Genomic DNA, 23,776 nt, shown 5'->3' on the forward strand with positions numbered 1-23,776 from the left:
CCGTGACACTTCCCATCGCCGCCCCCGACGAGGCGCTGGCCGCGCTCACCGACCCGGCCGGGCCCTTCCTCATCGGCGTACGGCACCACGCGCCCTCGCTGGCCGCGGCCGTGCCGGAGCTGCTGGCGGAGGCTGAGCCGGACGTCGTGCTCGTCGAGCTGCCCGCCGAGATGCAGGAGTGGCTGCCGTGGCTGGCGCACGAGGAGACGCGGGCGCCGGTAGCCCTCGCCGCCGCGCCCGGTGGCGGACGGGGCGGCGAAGGTCCGGCCGGTGGCGGCGGCGGTCCGGCGTTCTATCCGTTCGCCGACTTCTCGCCCGAGCTGGCCGTGGTGCGCTGGGCCGCGCGGCACGGCGTACCGGTGATCGCCTGCGATCTGCCGCTCGCGGACCGGGGCTGGGGCGCGGGGCGTGGCAGCCCCGGCCAGGGCGAGTCCCTCGGGCTCAGCGGCGCGCTCCGGGCGCGTCTGACGGGGCGCCCCGGGGACGACCTGTGGGACCGCCTCGTCGAGGCCACCGCGCCGGGCTCCCCGCCCGAGGCACTGCGCCGGGCGGCCCTGCTGGCGGGCTGGGCCCTGCGCGCGGACGCGGCGGCCTGCGGCGGGGTGCCCGAGGTGGACCTGCTGCGCGAGCGGTGGATGCGGGCGCGGCTGGCGGAGGCGACCGCGGGGGGCGAGCGGGCGGCGGTGGTCGTGGGAGCGTTCCACGCCCCGGCGCTGACGGGACCGGCCGAGCCGGAAGAGGAGAGCACCGGGGCCTCCGGCGGGAGCGGCTCCTCGTGGACGACGTCGTTGATCCCCTACACCTACGCCCTCCTGGACGAGCGGTCCGGTTATCCCGCCGGGATCCGGGATCCGGAGTGGCAGGAGATGGTGCTGCGGGCGGCGGGCAGTCCGGCGGCGTTGGAGGAGGCGCTGACGCGGGCCGCCGTCCGGGTGTGTGTGGAGCTGCGCTCGCTCGGGCATCCGTCCGGGCCCCCCGACGCCAGGGAGATCACCCGGCTGGCCTCGGACCTGGCCCGGCTGCGCGGGCTGCCCGCGGCGGGCCGGGGTGAGCTGGTCGAGGCGGTGCAGACGGTGCTCGCGCAGGGCGAGCCGTACGGGCGCGGCCGGGCCGTGGCGCGGGCGATGGAGCGGGTGCTGGTCGGCACCCGGGCCGGGCGTCCCGCCCCGCAGGCGCCGCGCAGTGGTCTCCTCCCGGCGGTCGAGGCCGAGGCCGCGGCGCTGGGCCTGCCCGGGCCTCAGAGCCGCCCCGGTGCCGACGGCCGGGATCTGCGGCTGGACCCGTTGCGCTCCGACCTCGACCGGCGCCGGGAGCTGCTGCTGCGGCGGCTGACGGTGTGCGGGGTGCCGTACGGGGAGGCCAGGGAGGTCGTCGGGGCGGGCGGCGCCGAGGCGCTCACGTCGCGGTGGGCGGTGAGCTGGACCCCGGCAACGGCGGCGATGCTCACCGCGGCCGGGGTGCGCGGGGTGACCGCGGCGCAGGCGGCCGAGGGCGTGCTGCGGGAGCGGCGGCGCGCGGAGCGGGCCGAGGGCGGGTCGACGGGCGCGCAGGTTCTGGAGGGGCTGGCGCGGGCGGCGGAGTGCGGACTGCCCGGGCTGGCGGACGACCGGCTGGACGACGTCGCCGAGGTGCTGCCCCAGGCCGGCACCCTGCCCGAACTCCTCGCCGGGCTGGCCCTGTTGGACCGGCTTCGGGCCGGGCATGTCGCGGGGCTGGGAGCCGACAAGGACCGTACGGCGCGGGCGGTCGCCGCGGCCGAGCTGCTCACCTCGGCGGCGGTGCGGCAGGTGGACGGGCTGACCGGGTCCGAGGATCCGGCCGATGCCCACGCCCTGCTCGAACTCGCCCACCGCGCCGACCTGTTGGGCGGTATCCGGCTCATGGACGCGCTGGACCGGCTGGCGGCCGACGGCTCGCCGCTGATGCGCGGGGCGGCCGGGGCCGTACGGGTGCTGCTCGGGCAGGAGGACGCGCGGGCGTTCGGCGACCGGGTGGCCTCGTGGGTCGACGGAGCGGTCGACGCCGGCACCCGGTCCGCGCTGGCGGCCCGGCTTTGCGGGCTGCTGACGGCCGCGGGGCCGTTGCTGGAGGCGGCTCCCCCGGCGCTGGAGCCACTGCTCGACCGGGTGTCGGAGCTGCCCGACCGGGAGTTCCTCGACCGGCTCCCGGCGCTGCGGGGCGGCTTCGACACCCTGAGCCCGGCCGCCCGCGACCGGCTCCTCGCCGGTGTCGAGGAACGCCTCGACACCACACACCTGGCCGACACGGGAGGCATCGACCCGACGTCCCTGGCCATCTGGACCGGCGCCGACCTGACGGCACGGACCGCCCTGCGGTCCCTGGGCCTGCTGCCGCCGGCCGCCGGGGGCGGGGTTCCCGAGGACGGTCTCCTCGGGAACCCCGCCCCGGGCGCGCTCGGAGACGGCCTCACCGCGGCCGCGGGCGAGGAGAGGCTGCTCGCGCCCGCCGACCGCTGGCGGCTCGTGCTGGGGCGGCGGACGGAGCGGTTGGCGTCCTCCGCCCTGCCGTTGGCGACCGCGCTGGACGAGTTGTACGGGAGCGGGCGCGGCGAGGGCAGCCGGGGTGATCTGACGGGGGCGGGGCCCGGTGGGGGCCGGGAGGCGCCGTATCCCGGGGTGCGGGAGTGGTCGGAGGAGCTGGCGGTGCTGTTCGGGCCGGGTGTCCGGGAGGAGGTGCTGGCAGCGGCGGCCGCGGCCGGCCGCAAGGACGTCCTCGCGGAGCTGGATCCGGACGCCGTCCGTCCCTCGGTCGACCTGCTGCGCACGGTGCTGCGGCACGCGGGCGGGCTGCCCGAGGCCCGGCTGGCCGCGCTGCGACCCCTCGTCCGGCGGCTGGTCGAGGCGCTCACCCGGGAGCTGGCCACCCGGCTGCGGCCCGCCCTGCACGGCACGACCCTGCCCCGCCCCAGCCGGCGGCCGGGCGGCGGCCTGGACCTGCCCCGCACCCTGCGGGCCAACCTCGCCACCGCGCGGCGCGCGCCGGACGGAACGGTGCGGGTCGTCCCCGAGCACCCGGTGTTCCGTACGCGTGCGCGGCGGGCCGCCGACTGGCGGCTGATCCTGGTGACGGACGTGTCGGGGTCCATGGAGGCGTCCACGGTGTGGGCCGCGCTGACGGCCTCGGTCCTGGCCGGGGTGCCCACCCTGTCCACGCACTTCCTGGCCTTCTCCACCGAGGTCATCGACCTCACCGGCCACGTGGAGGATCCGTTGTCGTTGCTGCTGGAGGTGAGTGTCGGCGGCGGCACGCACATCGCGGCGGGTCTGCGGCACGCGCGCGAGCTGGTGACGGTGCCGTCGCGGACCCTGGTCGTGGTCGTCAGCGACTTCGAGGAGGGCTATCCGCTCGGCGGGCTGCTCGCCGAGGTGCGGACCCTGGTCGGCGCGGGCTGCCACGTCCTGGGGTGCGCGAGCCTCGACGACTCCGGCCGGCCCCGCTACTCCACGGGGGTCGCGGGTCAGCTCGTCGCCGCGGGCATGCCGGTCGCCGCCCTCAGTCCGCTCGAACTCGCCCGCTGGGTAGGGGAGAAGATCGCATGAGCACCAGCACCGGTGCGGGGCTGCCTCCGGTCGCCCCCTCCGTGACCGCCGAACTCGTCGAGGCGCTGTCGCCCCGGCTGCGCAAGCGGCTGGACGCGGGAGTCGCCAAGCTGGCCGCGCGTCCCGTCGTGGTCGAGGGCGACACCGTACGGATCGCCGTCGACGACGACACCGACCTCGAACTGCACGCCCCCGGCGGTGTGGTGAGCAGCGCGGACGCGATCCGCTGCGGCTGTCTGCTCGCCCCGGACTGTCTGCACCGCGCGGCGGCGGCCTCGGCCGCACCGGTCGCCGTCCAGGACGCGCCTCGGGAAGAGGAGGAGAAGGCTCCGGCTCCGACGCCGGCATCGGTTCCGGAACCGGACTCCCCCACGCCCGATCAACTCACCGCCGCCCGCGCCGTGTTCGACGCTGCCGCCGCCGTGCTGGAGGCCGGGACCGACGGGGCCGGTGCCGTGCTCCAGGCGGAGCTGCTGCGGGCCGCGCACACCGCGCGGCTGGCCGGGCTCCCCCGGGCCGCCGCTGCGGCGGTCTCCGTGGTCACCGGGGTGCGCTCGGCCCGCTCGGCCGACCCGGCATACCGGCTCCCGGAACTTGTCGACGCCCTGCGCGCCGTCCTGGGGGTGGCCCACCAACTGCCCTACGCCACCGGCGCGGAGCTGACCGCGTTGCGCGGCACCGTACGGCAGCCGTACACGCCGGACGGCTCGCTGCGGCTGTACGGGCTGTTCTCCGAGCCGGTCCTCACGGCGACGGGGTACGCGGGCGCGGTGACCTGGACCGCCGACGCCCAGGGCCGCCTCTACACCGTCTCCGACGTGGCCCCGGGCGGGCCCGGCCGCGCGACCGGCGCCGCCGACCGGACCGTACGGATCGGCGACACCGCGCTCACCCACCGCGAGTTGTCGCGCGCGGGGCTCGCCGTGTCCGGTGCGACGGTCTCGCCGACCGGCCGGCTGGGCGCGGGGGCGGGGGTACGAGCCGTACGCGCGTCCGGCGCCGACTGGCGCGGGGAGCCGCTCGACGCGTTGTGGGCGGTGCCCGTCACCGAACAGGTGACCCGTGCCCTCGGTGGCGAGGGGCATGAGCTGCTCTTCCTCGAAGTGACCCTGATCGGCACGGTCCGGGAGTCGGCCGGCGACTGTCTGCTGGCCGCCTGCGACGGGCTGACGCTGCGGCTCGCCGCCGCCCACGACGATCCCGCGCTCCCCCACCGCGACAACATGCGGCTGCTGGCCGCGGCGCCGGGCAGCCGACTGCGGATCGTCGGCCGGCTGGCGGCGGGGCCGCTCCCCCGCGCCCTGCTGCTCGCCGCCGAGCACCCCACCCAGCCCGGCGCCCGCGTGGACCTGGGCCTGGACCGGCTCCGGCGCGCGGACCTGCCCGCGCCGACGCCCCCGCCCGCCGCGGTGCCCGTACCGGACGAGGCACCGCTGCACCTGCTGCGCCGCCGTGTCCAGCAGGCGGTGTCCGGGGGACGCCGGGTGCTGGCCCTCCCAGGGGGTGGAGCGGGGGACGCGGCCCGGCTGCGCCGGGTCGGTCTCGCCACCGCCGCCGATCTCCTCGACGACCTGCACGCCACGGCCGCGGACCGTGCCCGCGACGCCTTCGGCCGTCTTCTCCCGGCCGACACGCCCCGGTTCGCCCGCTCCTGGCTGGCCGCCGCCCACTACACGGCCGAGGTGGAGCGGGGACTGTGCGAGGCGGCCTGGGGCGCGCGGACAGGAACCCGTCCAGCCACGGCGCTTTAGGTCAGGATCCGACCTATACGGCTCCTAACGTGGTCCTCGACCGCGGAACACCCCACACGGGAGAAGAGGACCATGAGCGACTCCACCACCCCCGGCCAGGCCGTCACCGGCGAGCGCGCCGACCTGCTGGCGGCGCTGGGCAAGCAACGGCACTTCCTGCGCTTCACCACCCGCGACCTCACCGACGAGCAGGCCGGGCAGCGGACCACCGCGAGCGAGCTGTGTCTCGGGGGCCTGATCAAGCACGTGACCGAGACGGAACGCGGCTGGGCCGACTTCATCGTCGAGGGCCCCTCGGCCATGGGCGACTTCGACGCCATGACGGAGGCCGACTTCGCCGCGCGGGTGGACTCGTTCCGGATGCTGCCCGGCGAGACGCTGGACGGAGTGCTGAAGGAGTACGACGAGGTCACCCGCCGTACGGACGAGCTGGTCGCCGGCCTGCCCAGCCTGGACGCCGACCACCCGCTGCCGACGGCGCCGTGGTTCGAGCCGGGCGCGCGGTGGTCGGCCCGCCGGGTGCTGCTGCACATCATCGCCGAGACCGCCCAGCACGCCGGTCACGCCGACATCATCCGTGAGTCCCTGGACGGGGCGAAGAGCATGGGCTGAGCGGTCCGGGCCCGAGGTCGTCCCGAGGCCGGGTCCCGGTCCGGGTCACTCGACCCGGAGGACGTGTGTGTCCCAGGCGTCGAGGGACACGAACAGGCCCGGGTCGGTGAGTTCGTCGCCGTCGCGGTCGTACGTCCGGTCCGTGAGCACGTCGGTCAGCCGGTGCTCACGGCCCCGGAGCTCGTCCCACGGCAGGGGCAGCCGGGCCTGGGCGGGGCGGTCGGAGTGGTTGACGACGACCAGATGGCGGGCGTCCGTGTCCGTCCAGGTCCAGGCCAGCAGACCGCGGTGGGAGTCGTTGTCCGGCCAGCCGACGGTGGCCGACTGCCGCCAATCGCCGCGGCGTACACCGGCCGCGGCCGACAACAGGCGGGCGTGGAAGGCGCGGAGGGTTTCGTCGGGGGCTTCGTCCGGTCCACGGGAGAGGAAGACCGGCAGGCGGACCCGGCGACCCTCGAACTGGCCCTCGTGCCACAGGGTCGCGCCGGGCAGGGTCGCCACCGTCACGGCCGCCGCGCGTTCCCGTGCGCCGGGCAGGGTCGCGGCGGCCCGGGGTTCGTCGTGGTTCTCCAGGAAGCGGACCAGACCCCGCTGGTGTGCGAGGTCGGCACCCAGATGGGCGCGGACGGATCCGGCGTCCTCGTGGAGCAGCCGGTCGTAGAGGCGTTTGTCGTAGCAGTGGTCGAAGCCCTGCTGCTGGAGGGCGCCTTCGAGGTCCCAGTACGCCTCCGCGACGAGCAGCAGGTCCGGGTGGCGGGCGCGGACGCGCGGGACGACGTACGGCCAGAAGTCCTCGGCCGGAACCGGGCCCGCCACCTCGCCCCAGGTCCTGGCGAAGATGTCGTTCATCAGCAGCATCGCCATGTCGCAGCGCACGCCGTCCGCCTGGTCGCCGATGGCGACGAGGGTGTCCACCGTGGCGGTGCGCAGGGAGTCGCTGAAGGCGTTCAGCTGGACCACGTCCGGCCAGGGAGGGAAGTACGGGTCGCGGCCCCGGGCGTAGATCCGGTCGTCGGCCTCGAGGTAGGCGTCCGGCTCGCGGGCCAGGTCGGCGGGGGTGCCCTGGATCAGGCGGTCGGGGTGGCCGGTGAGCCAGGGGTGGTCGGGGGCGATGTGGTTGGGGACGTAGTCGAGGATCAACCGCAGTCCGCGCGCGGCGAGTTGGGCGCGGGCGGCGGCCAGCCCCGCGGGCCCGCCGAGGGAGGCGTCGACGGCGTACTCCCGTACGCAGTAGGGGGATCCGGCGATGTCCGCCTCGGTGAGGTCGGGCAGGGCCGCGATGAACGACGTCAGGAGGTTGTCGTCGCGCAGCGCGATGCGCAGGCCGGCCGGGCTGCGCTCCCAGACGCCCATCAGCCACACCGTGTCCACGCCGGGCCGGGCGACCTCGTCCCAGACCTCGCCGGGGACGTCGCCCAGGGTGACACGGCGGCCGTGGCGGCGGCTCAACTCACCTAGCCACACAAGGGTGTTGATCTCGTGAATGACGGTCATGACAGGGGCTCCTCACGGTGGCCCATCGAGTCTGCCCCCGGGTCCTCGATCGCGTCTTCCCTCGGGTCTTCCCTGGGCTTGAGGGAGTCCCGGCTGCCGCGGTGCCAGTCGTCGGCGCTGAGGGAGCGGAAGAGGGTCGTGGTGACCGCGACCAGGCCGGTCCAGCCGGTCTGGTGGGAGGCGCCGAGGCCGGCGCCGTTGTCGCCGTGGAAGTACTCGTAGAAGAGGATCAGGTCCTTCCAGTGCGGGTCCTTGGCGAACTTGGGCTGTGCGCCGTGCACCGGGCGGTGGCCCTCCTCGTCACGCAGGAAGGTGGCGGTGAGGCGGTCGGAGATCTCGCGGGCGACCTCGTAGAGGTTCAGCTGCCGGCCGGAACGGGTGGGGAACTCCACGGTGAAACCGGGGCCGTGGTAGCTGTGCAGGTTCAACAGGGCGCGGATCAGCAGGATGTTGATCGGGAACCACACCGGCCCGCGCCAGTTGGAGTTGCCGCCGAACATGCCGGAGTCGGACTCGGCGGGCAGATAGCCGACGCCGTACCTCTCGCCGTGCACGTCGAAGGTGTACGGGTGGCCGGCGTGGTGGCGGGAGAGGGAGCGGATGCCGTAGGGGCCGAGGAACTCGTCCTCGTCGAGCATGCGGGCCAGCACGCGCCGCAGCCGGTCCTCGCCGAACAGGGCGAACAGATAACGGCCGTCGACCCCGACGCCCAGGTCCTGCTGCTCGACGACGGCCTCGACCGCCGGGTGACGCCTGATGAACTCCTGTGCTTCTGCGACCAGTTCGGGGAAGGCGCGGTCCGCACGACCGCCGATCACACTGGTCGCCGCCAGCGGGATCAGGCCGACGAGCGACCGCACCTTCAGCGGGGTCGCGCGTCCGTCGGGGAGACGCAGGACGTCGTAGAAGAAGCCGTCCTCCTCGTCCCAGAGGCTGGCGTTGTCCTTCCCCATGCGGTTCATCGCGACGGCGATCCACGCGAAGTGCTCGAACAGCATCTGCGCCTGCTCGACGTAGACCGGGTTGTCGACGGCGAGTTCGATGGCGATGTCGAGCAGGTTCTGGCAGTACAGCGCCATCCAGGCGGTGCCGTCGGCCTGGTCGAGGTGGCCGCCGGTGGGCAGGGGTGCGCTGCGGTCGAAGACGCCGATGTTGTCCAGACCGAGGAAGCCGCCCTGGAAGACGTTGTTGCCGTCGGCGTCCTTGCGGTTGAGCCACCAGGTGAAGTTCTTCGTCAGCTTGTGGAAGGCGTTCTCCAGGAAGGCCCGGTCGCCGTGCCCGGTGCGGTGCTTCTCGAGTTCGTAGACGAAGAGGACGGCCCAGGCGTGCACGGGCGGGTTGACGTCGCCGAAGTTCCATTCGTACGCCGGGATCTGGCCGTTGGGGTGGAGGTGGAGGCGGTGCAGCAGCAGCTCCAACTGGCCCTTGGCGAAGGAGAGATCGACCATGGAGAGGGCAAGGGTGTGGAAGGCGAGGTCCCAGGCCGCGAACCACGGGTACTCCCAGGTGTCCGGCATCGACATGATCTCGTCGTTGACCATGTGGTACCAGGCGCTGTTGCGGATCCGGGGGTCGGCGGCGAGCGGGTCGACGCCGTGTTCGTGGAGCCAGCGCTCGACGTCGAGGTTGTAGTACTGCTTGCTCCAGAGCATGCCGGCGAGGGCCTGCCGGACCAGGCGCCGCCGGTCCTCACCCATGCCGTCCGGGGTGAGGGCGGCGTAGAAGGCGTCGGCCTCGGTGCGGCGCAGGTCCAGGACGCCGCCGAAGTCCTGCCAGGGGTCGGTGAGTTGACGGTCGGTCAGGCGCAGACGCACGGTGGCGCTTTCGCCGCCGGGGACGGTCAGGACGTGGTGGACGGCCGACTTGGTGCCGGTACGGGCCGGGTTGACGGCTCCGGTCTCACCGTGGACGACGTACCGGTCGATGCCGTCCTTGACGTACGGGGTGGTGTTGGGGCTGCCGAAGACGCGCTCGTTGTTCGTCTCGTTGCCGGTGAAGAGGGGCGCGCCCGTGTGGTGGAGCCAGCGGGTGCCGAGTTCCTCGTGCTCGGCGCGGACGGCTCCCTCCGCGGCGCTCAGCACGGGGACCGCGGAGCCGCCCGCCCAGGACCAGGTGTGGCGGAACCAGAGGGTCGGCAGGAGGTGGAGGGTGGCCGGGTCGGGGCCGCGGTTGTGCGCGGTGATCTCGACCAGCAGGTCCTCCGGACCGGCCTTGGCGTACTCGACGACGACGTCGAAGTAACGGTCCTCGTCGAAGACACCGGTGTCGAGGAGCTCGTACTCGAAGTCGCGGCGGCCGCGCGCCCGGTTGGTGTCGACGAGGTCGGCGTACGGGTACTCGGCCTGCGGGTACTTGTAGAGGTACTTCATGTACGAGTGGGTGGGCGTGTTGTCGAGGTGGAAGTAGTACTCCTTGACGTCCTCGCCGTGATTGCCCTCGGCGTTGGTCAGCCCGAACATCCGCTCCTTGAGGATCGGGTCGCGGCCGTTCCACAGCGCCAGGGCGAGACACAGCCGCTGTTTCTCGTCGCTGACGCCTGCGATGCCGTCCTCGCCCCAGCGGTAGGCGCGGTAGCGGGCCTGGTCGTGGGTGAAGTACGACCAGGCGTCGCCGTCGGTGCTGTAGTCCTCGCGGACCGTCCCCCACTGGCGCTCGCTCAGGTACGGCCCCCAGCGCCGCCAGGGCGCCCGGCCCGCGTCGGCCTCCGCCAGCCGCTGCCGTTCGGCGTCGTGCTCGGCGTCCTGCTCGGCGTCGTGCTCACTGCCGTTGGTCATCGCCCGTCCTCTCGCCGACCGGACCGTGCGTCCACCCTCGTGGGTACCACGGCCGGCTCCGAAAGGGTCGCAATGGCCGTGAATGGGGCGTGAAAAGTCAGCTGACAGACCGCTGCGGGCGCGCTACGATCACCGGGATGACGATCACTCATTCTCTCCGTAGATTGGGGGCCCCGTCCGCGCAAGGTGAGTGCTGATGCTCCCTTCGACCGCGCACGGGGATTCCCGGCTTTCCTTCTGGCGGCGCGTACGCGAGTACGCCGTGCCGCCCTCCATGATCGAGACCGCGACCGCCCGCCGGCTGGTCGGCGACTGGGCGGCGGCGTGTGCCGCCGCGGGCTTCGACGTCGATCTCCAACTGCGTTCCGTGGCACGCGTCCACGGCCGGGAGCTGGCGGCCCGCGTCCGTGCCGACCTGCGGGGGCTCGCTCCCGATCTGCTGCGCTGGCACCTGCCGAGGGTCGCGCCCGACGGTTTGCTGCGGCCGGGACTCACCCTCACGCTGGCCCGCTACGACGGTGAATTCGGCGAACGCCCGGTGCGGCTCGTCGTCCGCACCGCACCCGCCTGGGCGGACGCCGGTCAGCGGATCAGCCTCGCGCTGTGGGACGGCTTCCGCTCCGAGGACGGCACCGCCCGGCACCATCCGCATCCCAGTCCGAACCGACGGTTCCGGCTCGACCTCCACCGCCATCTGTGGGACGCGCGCAGGGCGGGGGAACTGCGGGTCCGGGGTGGGGTGGCGGAGGGTTCGGGAGGGGGTGGGGCGGGTCCTGGCGGGGTGGGCTCGGGCGGGGCGGGTCCGGGTGGCGCGTGCCCGAGCGGTGTGGGTCCGAGCGGCGCGTGCCCAAGCGGGCCGTACCCAAGCGGCGCGTGTCCGGGCTGCGCGTCGGGGGATGTCGGTGCGGGTTTCCTGGAGCGGCGCTGTGCCGTCGATCGGTGGGCGGACGAGGCGGGGATCCTGCTCGATGCCGAGGGGCGGTCCGGGCAGGGGGGCACCGTGCTCGTACGGCTCGGGGGGCGACGGAGGCTGGCCCTGGAGTTGGGCGCGGACGGGGAACCCGGTGGGCGGATCACGGCGGCGCCCACCGGTGGTGCCGTCTCCTCGCTTCCCGTGCTGCCCGACGCGGCGACCTGGGTGCCACCCGACCTGGACCTGATCCGCACCGGTGCGGTCGAGGCCGACCGGCTGCATCCGCTGGTCGCCTCCGCGCTCGTGCCGGGCTATTCGCCACCGACCGGATCCACGCGTCCCTCGGACACGGCGGGGCAGGCGCGCTATGTCGAATGCCGGGGCGCCCGGCACCGGATCGCCCTGGTCGACGGCGTCCTGGCACCGCTGGACCACGCCCCGGAGGAGATCCGGCGGGAGGAACTGCTGGTCGCGCTGACCGGCACGCCGCTGCCCTGTCTCCAGGCGATCGACCGTGCGCACCGCCGCCCCGACTGTCTCGACGGCGTCCGCGAACGCCTCAGCCACGGCGACCTCGCCGGCGCGCTGACCGTCGTCGAGGGACTGCTCGGCCCCGAGGCGCTGCTGCGCGACGGGGCGCTGCGGGACGCGCTGGAGGCGGCCTCGCGCCGACGGATCACCTACGGCCTGTTCCGGGCGGGGCTGGCCGGACCCGGACCCGTCCAACGTCCGGCCGAGTTCCGCCGTCCGGACCACGTCCGCTCACATCCACGTCACGGGCAGCCTCGCTGACCTAGCCAAACGAACCGAACCGACCACAGAGAACCTGCCCTCGCACACCCGGCCCGCTGACCTGAGGGCCGCCCTCTCACGTTCTCGCTCCCAAGCCAAAGGTGATCTGACATGCCCACACGCATTCCCTTCGCCATGCCCGAATCCGCCGACTCCCAACTCGACGTCGCCGGTGCCCTGTCGGCCCTGTTGCGTGACACGGACACCGAACCGCGCGCCGACACCCAGCTGGAGGCGCTCACCCTGGCCGTGGCCGCCGACCTGCCCGTACTGCTGTGGGGCGAGCCGGGGATCGGCAAAACGGCGGCCCTGAACCAGCTCGCCGCGGCTCTCGACCTGCCGCTGACCACGGTGATCGCGAGCGTGCACGAGCCGTCCGACTTCTCCGGGCTGCCCATCGTCGGGGACGATCCCGCAGAGCAGGGCGTCCCGATGGCCCCGCCGGACTGGGCGGTCCGCCTGGTGCGGGCCGGCCGGGGGCTGCTGTTCCTCGACGAGCTGTCCACCGCGCCGCCCGCGGTGCAGGCCGCGCTGCTCCGGCTGGTGCTGGAGCGACGGATCGGCACGCTGAAGCTGCCGCCCGGCGTGCGGATCGTGGCCGCCGCGAACCCCCGTTCCTCGGCGGCCGACGGCTGGGAGCTGAGCCCGCCGCTGGCCAACCGGTTCGTCCATCTGCAGTGGACCCACGACCACGAGATCGTCGTACGCGGTCTCGGCGGGACCTGGCCCCGGGCGACGCTGCCCCGGCTCGACCCGGAGCAGCTGCCGCGGGCCGTGGAGTTCGCGCGCCGCGCGGTGTGCACGTTCCTCACCGCGCGTCCGACGCTGGTCCACCGGCTGCCCAGCGGGGAGACCCGTCGGGGCGGGCCCTGGCCGTCGCCCCGCAGCTGGGAGATGACGCTGCATCTGGTCGCGTTCGCGACCGCGGCCGGCTCCGCCCGGGACGTGCTCTCGCTGCTGGTCCGGGGCACGGTCGGCGACGGGCCAGGACTCGAACTGCTGGCGAGCCTGGACCGGCTGGATCTCCCGGACCCCGAGGAACTGCTCGCCGACCCCTCCGGGGCCGAGTTGCCCGAGCGCGGGGATCTGCGCCAGGCCGTACTCGACGGGGTGGTGGCCGCGGTCCGCGAGCGCCTCGAGAAGCCCCGCTGGGACGCGGCGTGGGCGCTGCTGGTTCGGGCGCTGGAGACCGGGGCGCCGGACCTGGTGGTCGTCCCCGCGACGACCCTCGCCTCGCTGCGCCGCGAGGACTGGGACGTCCCGGACACGATCGAACAGCTCGCCGGGGTGGTCTCGCTGTCCCGGCATGCGGAACAGACCAAGGCCCGGGTGACGGCCGGCCAGAAGGCGGCCCGATGAACCCCCGTACACCGGAAACAACAGAGACACCTGAGACACCTGAGGTCACGGCGGGGACAGGGGTCGTGGGTCTCGACGCGCCGGAGGCATCGGAGGCCGGCCCCTCCCTCGACCTCGACAAGCTCTTCACGGCCCGCCTCTACGCCGCCCGGGCGCGTCCCTACCTGGCGACGGCGTTGTTCGCGCTGCACGTCGTCGAGTCGCGGCGGGTGCCGACGATGGCCGTCGACCGGCACTGGCGGTGTTATGTCTCGCCGGCCTTCGTGAACCGGATGCCGGTGGAGGAACTGGCCGGGGTCTGGGTGCACGAGGTGTCGCATCTGCTGCGCGACCATCACGGGCGCAGTGACCGCGTCGCCCGGGAGCGCGGTCTGACCGGCCCGGGGGAACGGCTGCGGATGAACATCGCGGCGGACTGCGAGATCAACGACGACGCGTTCGGCGACGGGCTGGTCCGGCCGAAGGACGTGGTGGATCCGCGGTCCCTGCGGCTGGACGAGGGAAAGCTCATGGAGGAGTACCTGCGGGTGCTCAGGGTCGGGCCGGACGCGCAGTGGCTTGCCTGGCTCGACTGCGGCAGCGGCGCCGACGGCCTGGAGCGGGAGTGGGACCTGGGTCCGGAGGGCGCGCACGGGCTGAGCGAACAGGAGCGGGACGCGGTCCGCTTCCGGGTGGCCGAGGGCATCAACGGCCGTCCGGGGAGCACCCCGAAGAAGTGGCGGCGGTGGGCGGAGGAGGCGTTCCATCCCCCGCAGCCCTGGCGGGAGTTGCTGGGGGCGGCGGTCCGCTCGGCGGCCTCGGGGGCGGGCGCGGGCGAGGACTACTCCTACAGCCGTCCGTCGCGGCGGTCGGCAGGGGTGCCGGGTGCCGTGCTGCCGAGCCTGCGGCGCCGGCCGCCCCGGGTCTCCGTGATCGTCGACACCTCGGGGTCGGTCAGCGACGCGGAACTGGGCAGCGCGCTCCTCGAGGTCACGGCGGTCTCCCAGGCGCTGGGCGGGCGCCGCGACCTGGTCACCGTGCTGTCGTGCGACGCGGCGGCCCGGGTCGTGCACCCGCTGTGCCAGGGCGAGGGCATCCCGCTGGTGGGCGGTGGGGGTACGGATCTGCGGACGGGGTTCGCCAGAGCGCTCCGGGCGCAGCCCCGGCCGGATGTCGTGGTGGTGCTGACGGACGGTCAGACGCCGTGGCCCACGGCGCGTCCGGCGTGCCGGACGGTCGTGGGTCTCTTCCCCCGGCAGCGGCGGGGGTGGCGCGAGCACGACCCCGAGTACAAGCCGGATCTGCCCCCCGCGTGGGCCCGGGTGGTGGAGATCGGCTAGGGGTCGGCGACAGGGGTGGGATGGGGGAAAACCCCAGTGGAGATGGGGTGTTGCCCGGATGTGGGGGGCGGTCGTGATCCGCGAGGCTCGTGTGCATGAAGCCGATGCAGTCGAACATGAAGCCGATGCAGTCGAGAAAGGCGAAGCAGCCGATCCGTACCGCGCGGGCCGCCTGGCTCGCCGCCTCCGCCGTGCTCCTCTCGCTCACCGCCCCGTTGACCGCCGCCGCGACGACATCCCCGCCCGCCCTGCGGTGGTCGGAGTGCGCGGGCCAGGGGCTCGATCCCAGACAGCGTTGCGCCACGGTCGAAGTGCCCCTGGACCACGCCGACCCCTCGGGCCCGACGATCGATGTCGTGATCTCCCGTATCCCCGCGGAGAATCCGGCCGAGCGGCGGGGCGTGCTGTTGCTGATCCCCGGCGGGCCGGGCGGCACCAGCCTGGCCGATCCCTCCGGCAAGGGGCAGCGGTTACCCCAGGGTGTGCGCGACACCTACGACCTGGTCGGGTTCGCCCCGCGCGGGATGGCACCGTCCACCTCCGTCAGCTGCGGCCTCGACCGCGCCGACCTCGCCACCACACGGCTACGGCCGTGGCCAGCCGCCGACGGGTCCGTGACCGAGACGATGGCCACCGCCCGCCGGATGGCCGACGCCTGCGCGCGCAACGGCGGTGAGCTGATGCGGCACATCAGCACGGCCGACGAGGCCCGGGACCTCGACCGTATCCGTGCGGCGCTCGGCGAGCGCCGGCTCTCCGCGTGGGGAGTGTCGTACGGCACGTATGTCGGCGCCGTCTACGGCCAGTTGTTCCCGCACCGTGTCGACCGGGTGGTGCTCGACAGCAACGACGACCCCGATCCGCGCCGGGTCGGGCGCGGTTGGCTCGCGGCCCACGAGAGAGGCGTCGAGGACGTCTTCCCCGAGTTCGCGGCGTGGGCCTCGGCGCCGGGCAATCCGAATCGGGTCGCCGAAAGCGCGGACGAGGTACGGCCGTTGTTCCTGCGGCTCGCCGCACGTCTCGACCATGAGCCGATCCCCTGGCCCGGCGCCAACCCCGAGGTGCTCGACGGCAATGTGCTGCGCCAGGCCATGCTGGACAGCCTGTACTCCCCGAGCCGCTTCCCCGCCCTGGCGAAGCTGATGCTGGCCGCCGGGAACGGCACGGTGCCGCCCGCGCCGGCCGCTCCGCCGGAGTCGGTACTGCAGAACGTGACGGCGGTCGGGGCCGCCACCCTCTGCAACGACGTGGCCTGGCCGACATCGGCCGACGCCTACCAGCGGGAGGTGGCCGTGAGCCGGGAGGAGTACCCGCTCACCGCGGGAATGCCCCGTAACGCGATGCTGTGCGCCGCCTGGCCCCACCCGCCGAAGCAGGCTCCGGTGCGGATCACCGACGAGGGGCCGTCCCGCTTCCTGCTGGTGCAGAACGTACGCGACGTCGCCACCCCGCTGAGCGGCGCCCAGCGGCTGCGAGCCGCGCTGGGCGGGCGCGCGGTCATGGTGACCGTCGACTCCACCGGCCACGACGTCTATCTGACCAACGGGAACGCCTGCGGCGACGATACGGTGTCCCGCTTCCTGGAGACCGGGATACGCCCGGCCGAGGACGCCTTCTGCCCGCGGGAGCCGTCCGTCGGGTGACTGTCCGGGAGCCGCCCGTAGGTGACCCCGGTTCACCTCGGGTGACCCCCGGCGCACCCCCGACCCGGCCCCCGGCGCATCCCCCACCCGGCTCGCGCCCCGCGCACGCCCGCCCAGGGGACCGACCCAGGGATTTCCCTGAAGTGGGGGCGACGCCCGCGGCCCTAGCCTCGCAGAGGACCGGTCGGCCGGTGTCGTCCCAGCTAGGGGCGGTGTCGGCGGTGGCGTGCGAGCAGGGGGTGAGCGCGTGGGCAGTGCCGATGTGATCGCCGATGTGTCGGACATCCTGCTGCACGTCCTGAGAGAGGCGGTCAGCGAGTCCGACGACCAGGCCACCGTACGGCTCGTCGAGCTCGTCGGCCGGACCCACGGCGGCAACTGCCCGCTCGGCCTGGAGCTCTTCCTCTACGAGGTCGCCGAGGACCCCAGCGCCCGTAACCGTCCACCGCGCCACACAGCCGTCGAGGACCCGTTCACCGGAGCGGTGCGCCAGGAGAGCCGTCGGCCCGACATGGCGCTGCTGCTGCGCTACCTGCTCGTGCCCACCGGTGGTACCCCGGACGCCCAGCAGCGGATTCTGGGGCAGGCGATGCGGGCGCTGTACGACGAGGCGATCCTCCAGGGGCCGTCGCTGGTGCCGGCGGCACAGGGCAACAGCGTCGCCGCGGCCGGGGAGTCGCTGAAGCTGCGGCTGGCGCCGCTGTCGCTTGACGAGCGGGCCAAGGTCTGGTGGGCGATCTCGCAGCCCTACCGGCTGTCTCTCAACTACGAGGTGCGGGTGGTCAATCTGGCCTCCCGGGACGTCACCGGGGCGGCACCGGTCACCGGTGGCGGCGTCGGTATCGGACAGGGCACGGGAGAGCGGCCGTGAGCGCCGGCGGCCCGGTGCCGGACATCGTGCGGATCGTGACCGGACCGGTGTGGCTGCTGCCGCAGGACGCGTTCACCGGGCGCCCGCCCGAACTGCCGTTCACCGCCCTGGTGGAGCGACGGCTGGACAGCGGGGGGTGGGTGCCCGAGGACGGTGTGCCGGTGGTCAGGACACCGGGCGGGGCGCTGGTCCTGCCGTCCCTGGCGAGCCGGCACCCCGCTCCCGTACCGGCCGCCGTACGACGCTTGCGGGTGCGGCTCGTCTCGCCGTATCTGCTGGACGCCGAGCACCCGGACGGGGTGGGCTTCGACGCCCCGTCGTGGACGGTTCCCCGGGCGACCCGGATCCGGCTGTATCCGCTGCCGGCCTATCCGTTCCCGCCCGGGACCCGGCTGCTGCGCGGGCGGGTGCGGCGGGTCGGGGGCACGGCGGTGGCCGGGGCGACGGTCGTGGGCCGGGCCCGCACCGACGGCGGCCATCTGCCGAGGATCCCGGAGTGGGCGGAGTACGCCGCCACGGCCGGGGACGGCTCGTTCCGGCTGCCGCTGCGCCGGGTCGGGAGCAAGTCACCGCCGCCGCCGGACAGCGGGGGGCCCGACGACCCCGAGGCCGAATGGTTCACCGTGACGGCTCGTGCGGACACCGGGGAGGCGTCCGTCCACCCGACCGCGCGGACCGTCCGCGACTCAGACCAGCTCATCGAGATCCCGTAGCGGAGGAAGCCCCCGATGCCCGAATACCTCAGCCCAGGCGTCTACGTCGAGGAGATCTCCACCGGCCCGCGGCCCATCACCGGGGTGGCCACCAGCACGGCCGGCATGGTCGGAGTGACCGCGCGCGGCCCGGACTCCGGCAAGCCCAAGCTGGTGACCAGCCTGCTGGAGTTCCACCGGCTCTTCGGCGGGTTCCTCCCCGAGCCGGACAGCACCGCCGTCGGCGTCGCCGACGGCAAGGGCATCCGCTGGTGGCTGCTGCCCCTGGCGGTGAAGGGCTTCTTCGACAACGGCGGGCAGCGGCTGTACGTGAAGCGGGTGCCTCCGGCGCAGGGCAGCACGGCGGCCAAGAAGGTCATCGACGACGGCACGGGTAGCGAGTCGAGCCTGGTTCTCTCGGCGACGGCCAGGCAGACGGGCGAGGGCGGTGACGGTCTGACGGCGCTTCTGCGGCTCGCCCGCGGCGCCTCCCACCAGGTCGTCGCACCGGACCCGAACCCGGAACCCGCCCCGGGGCCCACTCCAGACCCCGCGCCCGCCCCCTCGCCTGCCCCGGGGCCCAACCCGGCACCCGCCCCAGACGCGGCCGGGGGCCCGGCGCCAGGCCCGGACCCGGCACCCGCCCCAGACCCAACGCCAGCCGCAGACCCGGCAGGGGGCCCGGCAGGGGGCCCGGACCCGGCAGGGGGCGAGGGGCCAGGCCCAGACCCGGCACCCGCACCCGCACCCGATCCGGCGGCCGCCGTGACGCTTGGCGCGCTCGGTGCTATCAAGCAGTTCAGTACCGTCCTGCTCGTCCCCGCCCATCCCGGGAAGCCCCTCGGCCTGTACACCGTGCAGAGCCACGCCGCGTCGGGGACGAACGTCACCGTCACGCTGGACCGCCCGCTCGCCCAGCCGGCCGTCAAGGGCGACGCGCTCGTGCTGGTCCAGGGGTTCCGGCTGGAGATCATCGACGAGTCCCCGGGCGTCCCGCGCCGGAGCCTGCTCCTGCCGCCCGCGTCCCGACCGCCCGCCCCCGACCTCACGGTCCTCGCGACGACGGTGAACGGCGAGCCGGACGCGCTGCTCACGCTCGAAGTGGGCGAGGACCCGCTGCCGCACCTCGGCACGGGACTCTCCCGCACCGACCCGACGAAGCCGATGGACGTCCTCAAGCTCGGCGGCGGGTGCAGCGCGGGGCACCAACTCACCGCGGCGGACTACATCGGCGTGGACGGCGGCAGCGGGAACCGTACCGGCATCCAGGCCCTGGAGGACATCGACGAGGTGGCGATCTGCGCGGTCCCCGGCGTGTGGGACGGCACGGTCCTCGACGCCCTCACCACGCACTGCACCCTCCTCGGCGAGCGGTTCGCCGTGTTCGACGCACGGCCCGGGGCCACCCTGGAGGAGATCAAGGACTTCCGCGCCTCGCTGCCGTCCACCGACCGGGCCGCCCTCTACCACCCCTGGGTCAGGGTGCCGAACCCGGACCCGAGGGCCACCGGCCCCGTCGAGGCGGCGCCCTCGGGCCATCTGCTCGGGATCTACGCCGACACGGACGTGCGCCGGGGTGTGCACAAGGCGCCGGCCAACACCGTGGTGCGCGGAATCGTGCCCGGTACCGGTCTGGTCTCCGACATCACGCGCCGCGAGCAGGACACCCTCAACCCCGACGGGATCAACGTCCTGCGCGCCTTCCCCAACCTGGGCCAGCGGGTGTGGGGGGCGCGGACCCTGGCCGACGACACACGGTGGCGGTACGTGAGCGTGCGGCGGCTGTTCCTCTTCATCGAGGAGTCGCTCGACGAGGGCCTGCAGTGGGTCGTCTTCGAGGCCAACTCCGAGCAGTTGTGGGCCGCGGTCAGGCAGAGCATCGAGAGCTTCCTGACCGGGGTCTGGCGCGGCGGCGCGCTGGCCGGGAGCACCGCCGCGGAGGCGTTCTACGTGGTCTGCGACCGGACCACGATGACGGAGGACGACCTGGCCCAGGGCCGGCTGGTCTGCCAGGTGGGGATCGCCCCCGTCTACCCGGCCGAGTTCGTGATCGTACGGGTCCAGCAGGCGACCCGTGAGTCGATCACGACCTGACCACTTCCGACAGCGCGGCGTTCGCCGCAGGAGAGGGGGCGGCTGTGCCACCCGTTCAGCGTGACGACCCTTACGGCGCGTACAACTTCCTCGTCCAGGTCACCGGGGTCGCGCCCAACGGCCAGGATGTGCAGGCCTCGTTCACCGAGGTGTCCGGGCTGACCGTGGACATCCAGCCGATCGAGTACCGGGCCGGCAGCGCGAGGGAGAACCACGTCACCAAGCAGGTGGGCCTCGCGAAGATGTCGAACATCGTCCTCAAGCGCGGGATCACCGGCCATGTGGAGTTCTGGCAGTGGGTCAAGCGCGCCATGAACGGCGAGGCGGCCACGCTGCGGGCCACCGGGTCGATCGCGCTGCTGGACGAGAACCGCCACGAGGTCATGCGGTGGAAGTTCGACCGGGGCTGGCCGGTGAAGTACACCGGCCCGTCCCTGGGCGCCGCGAAGAACGAGATCGCCATGGAGACGCTCGAACTGTGCGTCGAGGCCCTCGAGATCGACGTCTGACCGACGTCTGACCGACGTCTCACCGGCATCGGCCGCCGCCCGCAAGTGATCGGCAACCGACCGTGACTTGGAGAACAGCATGCCCGCCTCCGCCCTGGGGCAGCAGCCGCTGCCGGGACTGACCGCGACGGCCGTCGCCGCCGAGGACCCGGTCCAGCCGCTGCGCACCGATGTGGCCTGCTTCGCCGGACGCACCCGGCGCGGCCCCGTGGCCACTCCGGTGCGGGTCACGGACTGGGCGGCGTTCGACGCGGTGTTCGGTGGGCTCGACGGCGCGCTCGACCTGCCGTACGCGGTGCGCGGGTTCTTCGCCAACGGCGGTACGGCGCTGTGGGTGCTGCGGGCCGAGACGGCAGAGCGCGCGGCGGCCTCGGCGGACTGGCCGGCCGGGGCGCCCTCGCCGTTCGCCCCGGTGGCGGGCTGCCGGGTGGTCGCCGCGTCCGAGGGCGGCTGGGCGGACGGGACACGGGTGACGGTCCGGCACCGCCCTGCGGGCTCCGGCGGTCCGCAGGCACTGCTGCGCGTCGACGCGCCGGGGGAGCCACCGGAGTCGTACGGCTGGCTGCCCCTCGGCGCGCTCCCCGACGCGGTGGCGGCGGGCTCGCGACTCATCCGACTCGTACCCCACGGACCGACACCGACGGGTCCGGCGGCAGGCCCGCACGCCGCCACCTGGACCGGGCGAGCACCGAACCCGCCCCCAACCACCGGACCAGCACCGGACCCGCGCCCGCCCACCACACCCACCGGACCAGCGGCAGACCCGCACCCACCCACCACACCCACCGGACCAGCGCCGGACTCTCCCCCACTCACCACACCCACGGAACCGGCAGCAGACCCGCACAGGGCCATCACCTCCACCGGACGGGCACCAGCCGCCCGCTCGGCCACCGGGCGGGCCGGGCCGGCCGGGCCGGCCGCAGGCGTGCGGACGGCTGTGCTCGCCGGGGGACGGCCCAGCCCCGGTGCCCCGGACGCCGACGGGACCCTGGCCGACGGGTACGCCGATGCCGTGCGCGCCATGGGGCGGCTGCCGGAGCCCGCCCTGCTGGCGTTGCCCGATCTGGACCGTTGCGGGGTCGGGGCGGCGCGTCGGGACGAGTTGGCCGATCTGCTGGTGCGTGAGTGCGCGGCGGCGCTGGACCGGCTGGCGTTGCTGGATCCGCCGCTCGCGGACGGCCGGGACCCGGTGGCGGCGACCGCGCGGGCCGTGGCCTGGCTGGCGGACCTGCGGGAGCGGCACGACACGGCGGGGCTGCAGGCCTGTGCCGTGCACTGGCCGCCGTTGCGGGTGCCCGATCCGTTGGCCGTGGTGCCGCCGGCGCTGCGGACGGTACCGGCGTCGGGTCATGTCGCGGGGCTGGCGGCGCGGCTGGACCGTGAGCGGGGCGCGTTCGCGACACCGGCCAACGCCCTGCTGGAGGACGTCGTCGATCTGGCCCAGGTGCTGCGCCCGGAGCAGGAGGCCGCGGTGTACGCCTCGGGGGCGAACCTGCTGCGGTGTCCGCCGGGGCGGGGCCCGCTGGTGTGGGGCGGCCGCACGGCGGTACCGCAGGAGCGGGCGGAGGGGGTCGGCAAAGGCTGGTTCATCGCCCACCGCAGGCTGCTGCACCGGCTGGTGCGGGCGGCCCACGCGGTAGCCGAACCACTGCTGTTCGAGCCGGACACCCCGGGGTTGCGGCTGCTGCTGGTGCAGGGGCTGACCGAGGTGCTGCTGGGGATGTTCGAGGCGGGCGCCCTCGCCGGTGAGCGGCCCGCCGAGGCCTTCCGGGTGCGCTGCGACGAGGGGCTGAACCCCGCGGAGCGGACCGCGCTGGGGCAGGTGGTGTGCCAGGTGGAGGTGGCTCCGGCCGCACCGATGGAGTTCATCGCGATCCGGCTGGTGCTGGGCGGGCGCGACCGGCTGGAGGTGGTGGAGCCATGACCGAGCAGACGCTGGAGTTCTTCGAGGAGCCGCTGCCGAAGTTCCGTTTCCTGGTGGTGCTGGGCCCGGCCGCCGCCCATCTGCCGCCGGAGCAGGCCGCGTTGCTGCCGCTTACCGCCCAGGGGGCCTTCCAGCAGGTCACCGGGCTCGGCGCGCAGCTCGAGGTCACGGCCTATCCGGAGGGCGGGGTGAACGACCGGGTGCGGCAGTTCCCGGTCCGCCACTCGTGGAACCGGATCGTGCTGCACCGGGGGGTGGCCCGTGGCCCCGGTCTGTGGGCCTGGTACCGGGCCGGGCTGGGCAATCCGCTGGGCGCGCGGCGCAGTGGGGCGGTGCTGCTGATGGACGCGGCGGGGAAGCCGGGCGCGGTGTGGGCGTTCCGTGGCGGCCTCGCCTCGAAGTGGACGGGCCCGGATCTGCACGGGGAGCGCAGCGAGGTGGCGGTGGAGCAGCTGGAGATAGCGCACGAGGGGCTGGTGGCGGTGGAGCAGGCGGTGCCAGGGCTGGGGTGAGCAGCAGCCCAGCCGTACGAAATCACACGGTTCACACGTTCGGGGAGAGGCACATGCTGACCATCCATCACCTGTCCGTCGACTTCGAGGTCGGCGGGGACGACACGGCGGTGTTCGCCCGGCTGTTCGCCCAGCACATCCGGGAGTGGGCCCAGCGCCAGGAGGACGCCCGGGGCCGGTCCGGACTGCTGGCGCAGGAGGCGTCCCTGACCGGTGAGGGCGTCAACGGGGTGCGGGGCGGAGGCGCGTGATGTTCCCTATGCCCGGGCTCTCCCCGGGGCGCGACGCGGCGCCGGTGCTGGCGACGCTGATCGTGCGTCCGCCCCGCTCGGTGCCGTACTCGGGGCCGCCGCTGCTGGTGTTCCCGGTCAACCCGACGGAGTACGCGGTCTCGAAGGCGGTGACGTACGCCGAGATCGGTGTGCCGGGGCTCGACGCGCCGCCGCTGCAGTTCGTCCGGGGCGGGGCGCGCACGCTCAAGGTGGACGCGCTCGTGGACGCGGCCGAGGAGCCCGATCCACCGCGCCGCAACGTCCAGTCCCGCTGGCTCGACACGTTCCAGCAGCTGACGTTGCGTCAGAGCAACACGCACGCTCCGCCGGTGGTGACCTTCGTCTGGGGCGCGAACCCCCCGTTCACGGGTGTCACGGACAGCCTCTCCGTCAGCTACGTCCTGTTCGACCGGGACGGCACGCCGACGCGGGCGAAGGTGTCGCTGACGCTCAAGGAGTTCCGGACGGCCGAGGAGCAGCAGCTCGCGTCCGCGACGAGTTCCCCCACCGTGGAGAAGGTCTGGACGGTGCGGCGCGGCGACTCCCTGTCCTCGATCGCGGCGGCGGTGTACCGGGACGCGGGACGCTGGCGGGAGCTGGCCGCCGCCAACGGCCTGGTCGATCCGCGCAGGCTGGCGCCCGGCACGGCGCTCGTCGTGCCCGCGCTGGAGCGGGGGTGACC

General features: G+C 74.3%; 17 protein-coding genes. 15 read left to right on the forward strand and 2 right to left on the reverse strand.

Features of this window, described 5'->3' with window-relative positions; genetic code table 11:
* Positions 1 to 2 precede the first annotated feature (2 nt).
* The 3 genes from ACFPIH_RS25485 (at position 3) to ACFPIH_RS25495 (ending at position 5,923) form a co-directional block, all read left to right on the forward strand.
* On the forward strand, positions 3 to 3,560 hold the full coding sequence (locus ACFPIH_RS25485; RefSeq protein WP_381167154.1) for a vWA domain-containing protein: 3,558 nt from the start codon (positions 3 to 5) through the stop codon (positions 3,558 to 3,560).
* Positions 3,557 to 5,311, forward strand: coding sequence for a hypothetical protein (locus tag ACFPIH_RS25490; protein ID WP_381167156.1), 1,755 nt, complete (start codon positions 3,557 to 3,559; stop codon positions 5,309 to 5,311). Before ACFPIH_RS25485 ends, ACFPIH_RS25490 begins: the two co-directional genes overlap by 4 nt.
* Before the next feature lie 72 nt (positions 5,312 to 5,383).
* Positions 5,384 to 5,923: a DinB family protein gene (locus tag ACFPIH_RS25495; protein ID WP_381167158.1), complete on the forward strand. Its 540-nt coding sequence runs from the start codon at positions 5,384 to 5,386 to the stop codon at positions 5,921 to 5,923.
* Positions 5,924 to 5,968: 45 nt separating this feature from the next.
* Here ACFPIH_RS25495 and ACFPIH_RS25500 read toward each other — a convergent pair whose 3' ends face one another.
* Together ACFPIH_RS25500 and ACFPIH_RS25505 are read right to left on the reverse strand one after the other, a co-directional pair.
* The gene (locus ACFPIH_RS25500) at positions 5,969 to 7,417 is read right to left on the reverse strand and encodes an alpha-amylase family protein (protein ID WP_381167160.1); all 1,449 of its coding nucleotides are present in this window, start codon (positions 7,415 to 7,417) and stop codon (positions 5,969 to 5,971) included.
* On the reverse strand, positions 7,414 to 10,191 hold the full coding sequence (locus ACFPIH_RS25505) for an MGH1-like glycoside hydrolase domain-containing protein (RefSeq protein WP_381167162.1): 2,778 nt from the start codon (positions 10,189 to 10,191) through the stop codon (positions 7,414 to 7,416). Before ACFPIH_RS25505 ends, ACFPIH_RS25500 begins: the two co-directional genes overlap by 4 nt.
* Before the next feature lie 196 nt (positions 10,192 to 10,387).
* Here ACFPIH_RS25505 and ACFPIH_RS25510 point away from each other — a divergent pair, with 196 nt between their 5' ends.
* The 12 genes from ACFPIH_RS25510 to ACFPIH_RS25565 all read left to right on the forward strand — a co-directional run bounded on the left by ACFPIH_RS25510 (position 10,388) and on the right by ACFPIH_RS25565 (position 23,774).
* Positions 10,388 to 11,896, forward strand: a complete 1,509-nt coding sequence (locus ACFPIH_RS25510) for a hypothetical protein (protein WP_381167164.1) — start codon at positions 10,388 to 10,390, stop codon at positions 11,894 to 11,896.
* Positions 11,897 to 12,007: 111 nt separating this feature from the next.
* Entirely contained in the window at positions 12,008 to 13,255 is a 1,248-nt protein-coding gene (locus ACFPIH_RS25515) for an AAA family ATPase (RefSeq protein WP_381167166.1), read from the forward strand.
* A complete protein-coding gene (locus ACFPIH_RS25520; protein WP_381167167.1) occupies positions 13,252 to 14,574 on the forward strand; it encodes a vWA domain-containing protein in 1,323 nt (440 codons plus the stop codon). Before ACFPIH_RS25515 ends, ACFPIH_RS25520 begins: the two co-directional genes overlap by 4 nt.
* A gap of 125 nt (positions 14,575 to 14,699) precedes the next feature.
* Entirely contained in the window at positions 14,700 to 16,217 is a 1,518-nt protein-coding gene (locus ACFPIH_RS25525; protein ID WP_381167169.1) for an alpha/beta hydrolase, read from the forward strand.
* Between the two features lie 247 nt (positions 16,218 to 16,464).
* Entirely contained in the window at positions 16,465 to 17,088 is a 624-nt protein-coding gene (locus tag ACFPIH_RS25530) for a Pvc16 family protein (RefSeq protein ID WP_381167171.1), read from the forward strand.
* Positions 17,085 to 17,801, forward strand: a complete 717-nt coding sequence (locus tag ACFPIH_RS25535) for a hypothetical protein (protein ID WP_381167173.1) — start codon at positions 17,085 to 17,087, stop codon at positions 17,799 to 17,801. The genes ACFPIH_RS25530 and ACFPIH_RS25535 overlap by 4 nt, the downstream gene beginning before the upstream one ends.
* A gap of 15 nt (positions 17,802 to 17,816) precedes the next feature.
* On the forward strand, positions 17,817 to 19,874 hold the full coding sequence (locus ACFPIH_RS25540; RefSeq protein ID WP_381167175.1) for a phage tail sheath family protein: 2,058 nt from the start codon (positions 17,817 to 17,819) through the stop codon (positions 19,872 to 19,874).
* Positions 19,875 to 19,918: 44 nt separating this feature from the next.
* Positions 19,919 to 20,383 carry a phage tail protein gene (locus ACFPIH_RS25545; protein WP_381167177.1) on the forward strand — a complete coding sequence of 155 codons (465 nt, stop codon included), beginning with the start codon at positions 19,919 to 19,921 and terminating at the stop codon, positions 20,381 to 20,383.
* 79 nt (positions 20,384 to 20,462) lie between these two features.
* Complete coding sequence (locus tag ACFPIH_RS25550) at positions 20,463 to 22,310, forward strand: phage tail sheath subtilisin-like domain-containing protein (protein ID WP_381167179.1); 1,848 nt, start codon at positions 20,463 to 20,465, stop codon at positions 22,308 to 22,310.
* Positions 22,307 to 22,822, forward strand: coding sequence for a phage tail protein (locus ACFPIH_RS25555; protein ID WP_381167181.1), 516 nt, complete (start codon positions 22,307 to 22,309; stop codon positions 22,820 to 22,822). The genes ACFPIH_RS25550 and ACFPIH_RS25555 overlap by 4 nt, the downstream gene beginning before the upstream one ends.
* Positions 22,823 to 22,875: 53 nt before the next feature.
* Positions 22,876 to 23,073 carry a putative phage tail protein gene (locus ACFPIH_RS25560; protein ID WP_381167183.1) on the forward strand — a complete coding sequence of 66 codons (198 nt, stop codon included), beginning with the start codon at positions 22,876 to 22,878 and terminating at the stop codon, positions 23,071 to 23,073.
* Complete coding sequence (locus tag ACFPIH_RS25565) at positions 23,073 to 23,774, forward strand: CIS tube protein (RefSeq protein ID WP_381167185.1); 702 nt, start codon at positions 23,073 to 23,075, stop codon at positions 23,772 to 23,774. The genes ACFPIH_RS25560 and ACFPIH_RS25565 overlap by 1 nt, the downstream gene beginning before the upstream one ends.
* Positions 23,775 to 23,776: the final 2 nt, after the last annotated feature.

The sequence above is a fragment of the Streptomyces vulcanius genome, assembly GCF_042653945.1.
Classification (GTDB): Bacteria; Actinomycetota; Actinomycetes; order Streptomycetales; family Streptomycetaceae; genus Streptomyces; species Streptomyces mangrovi.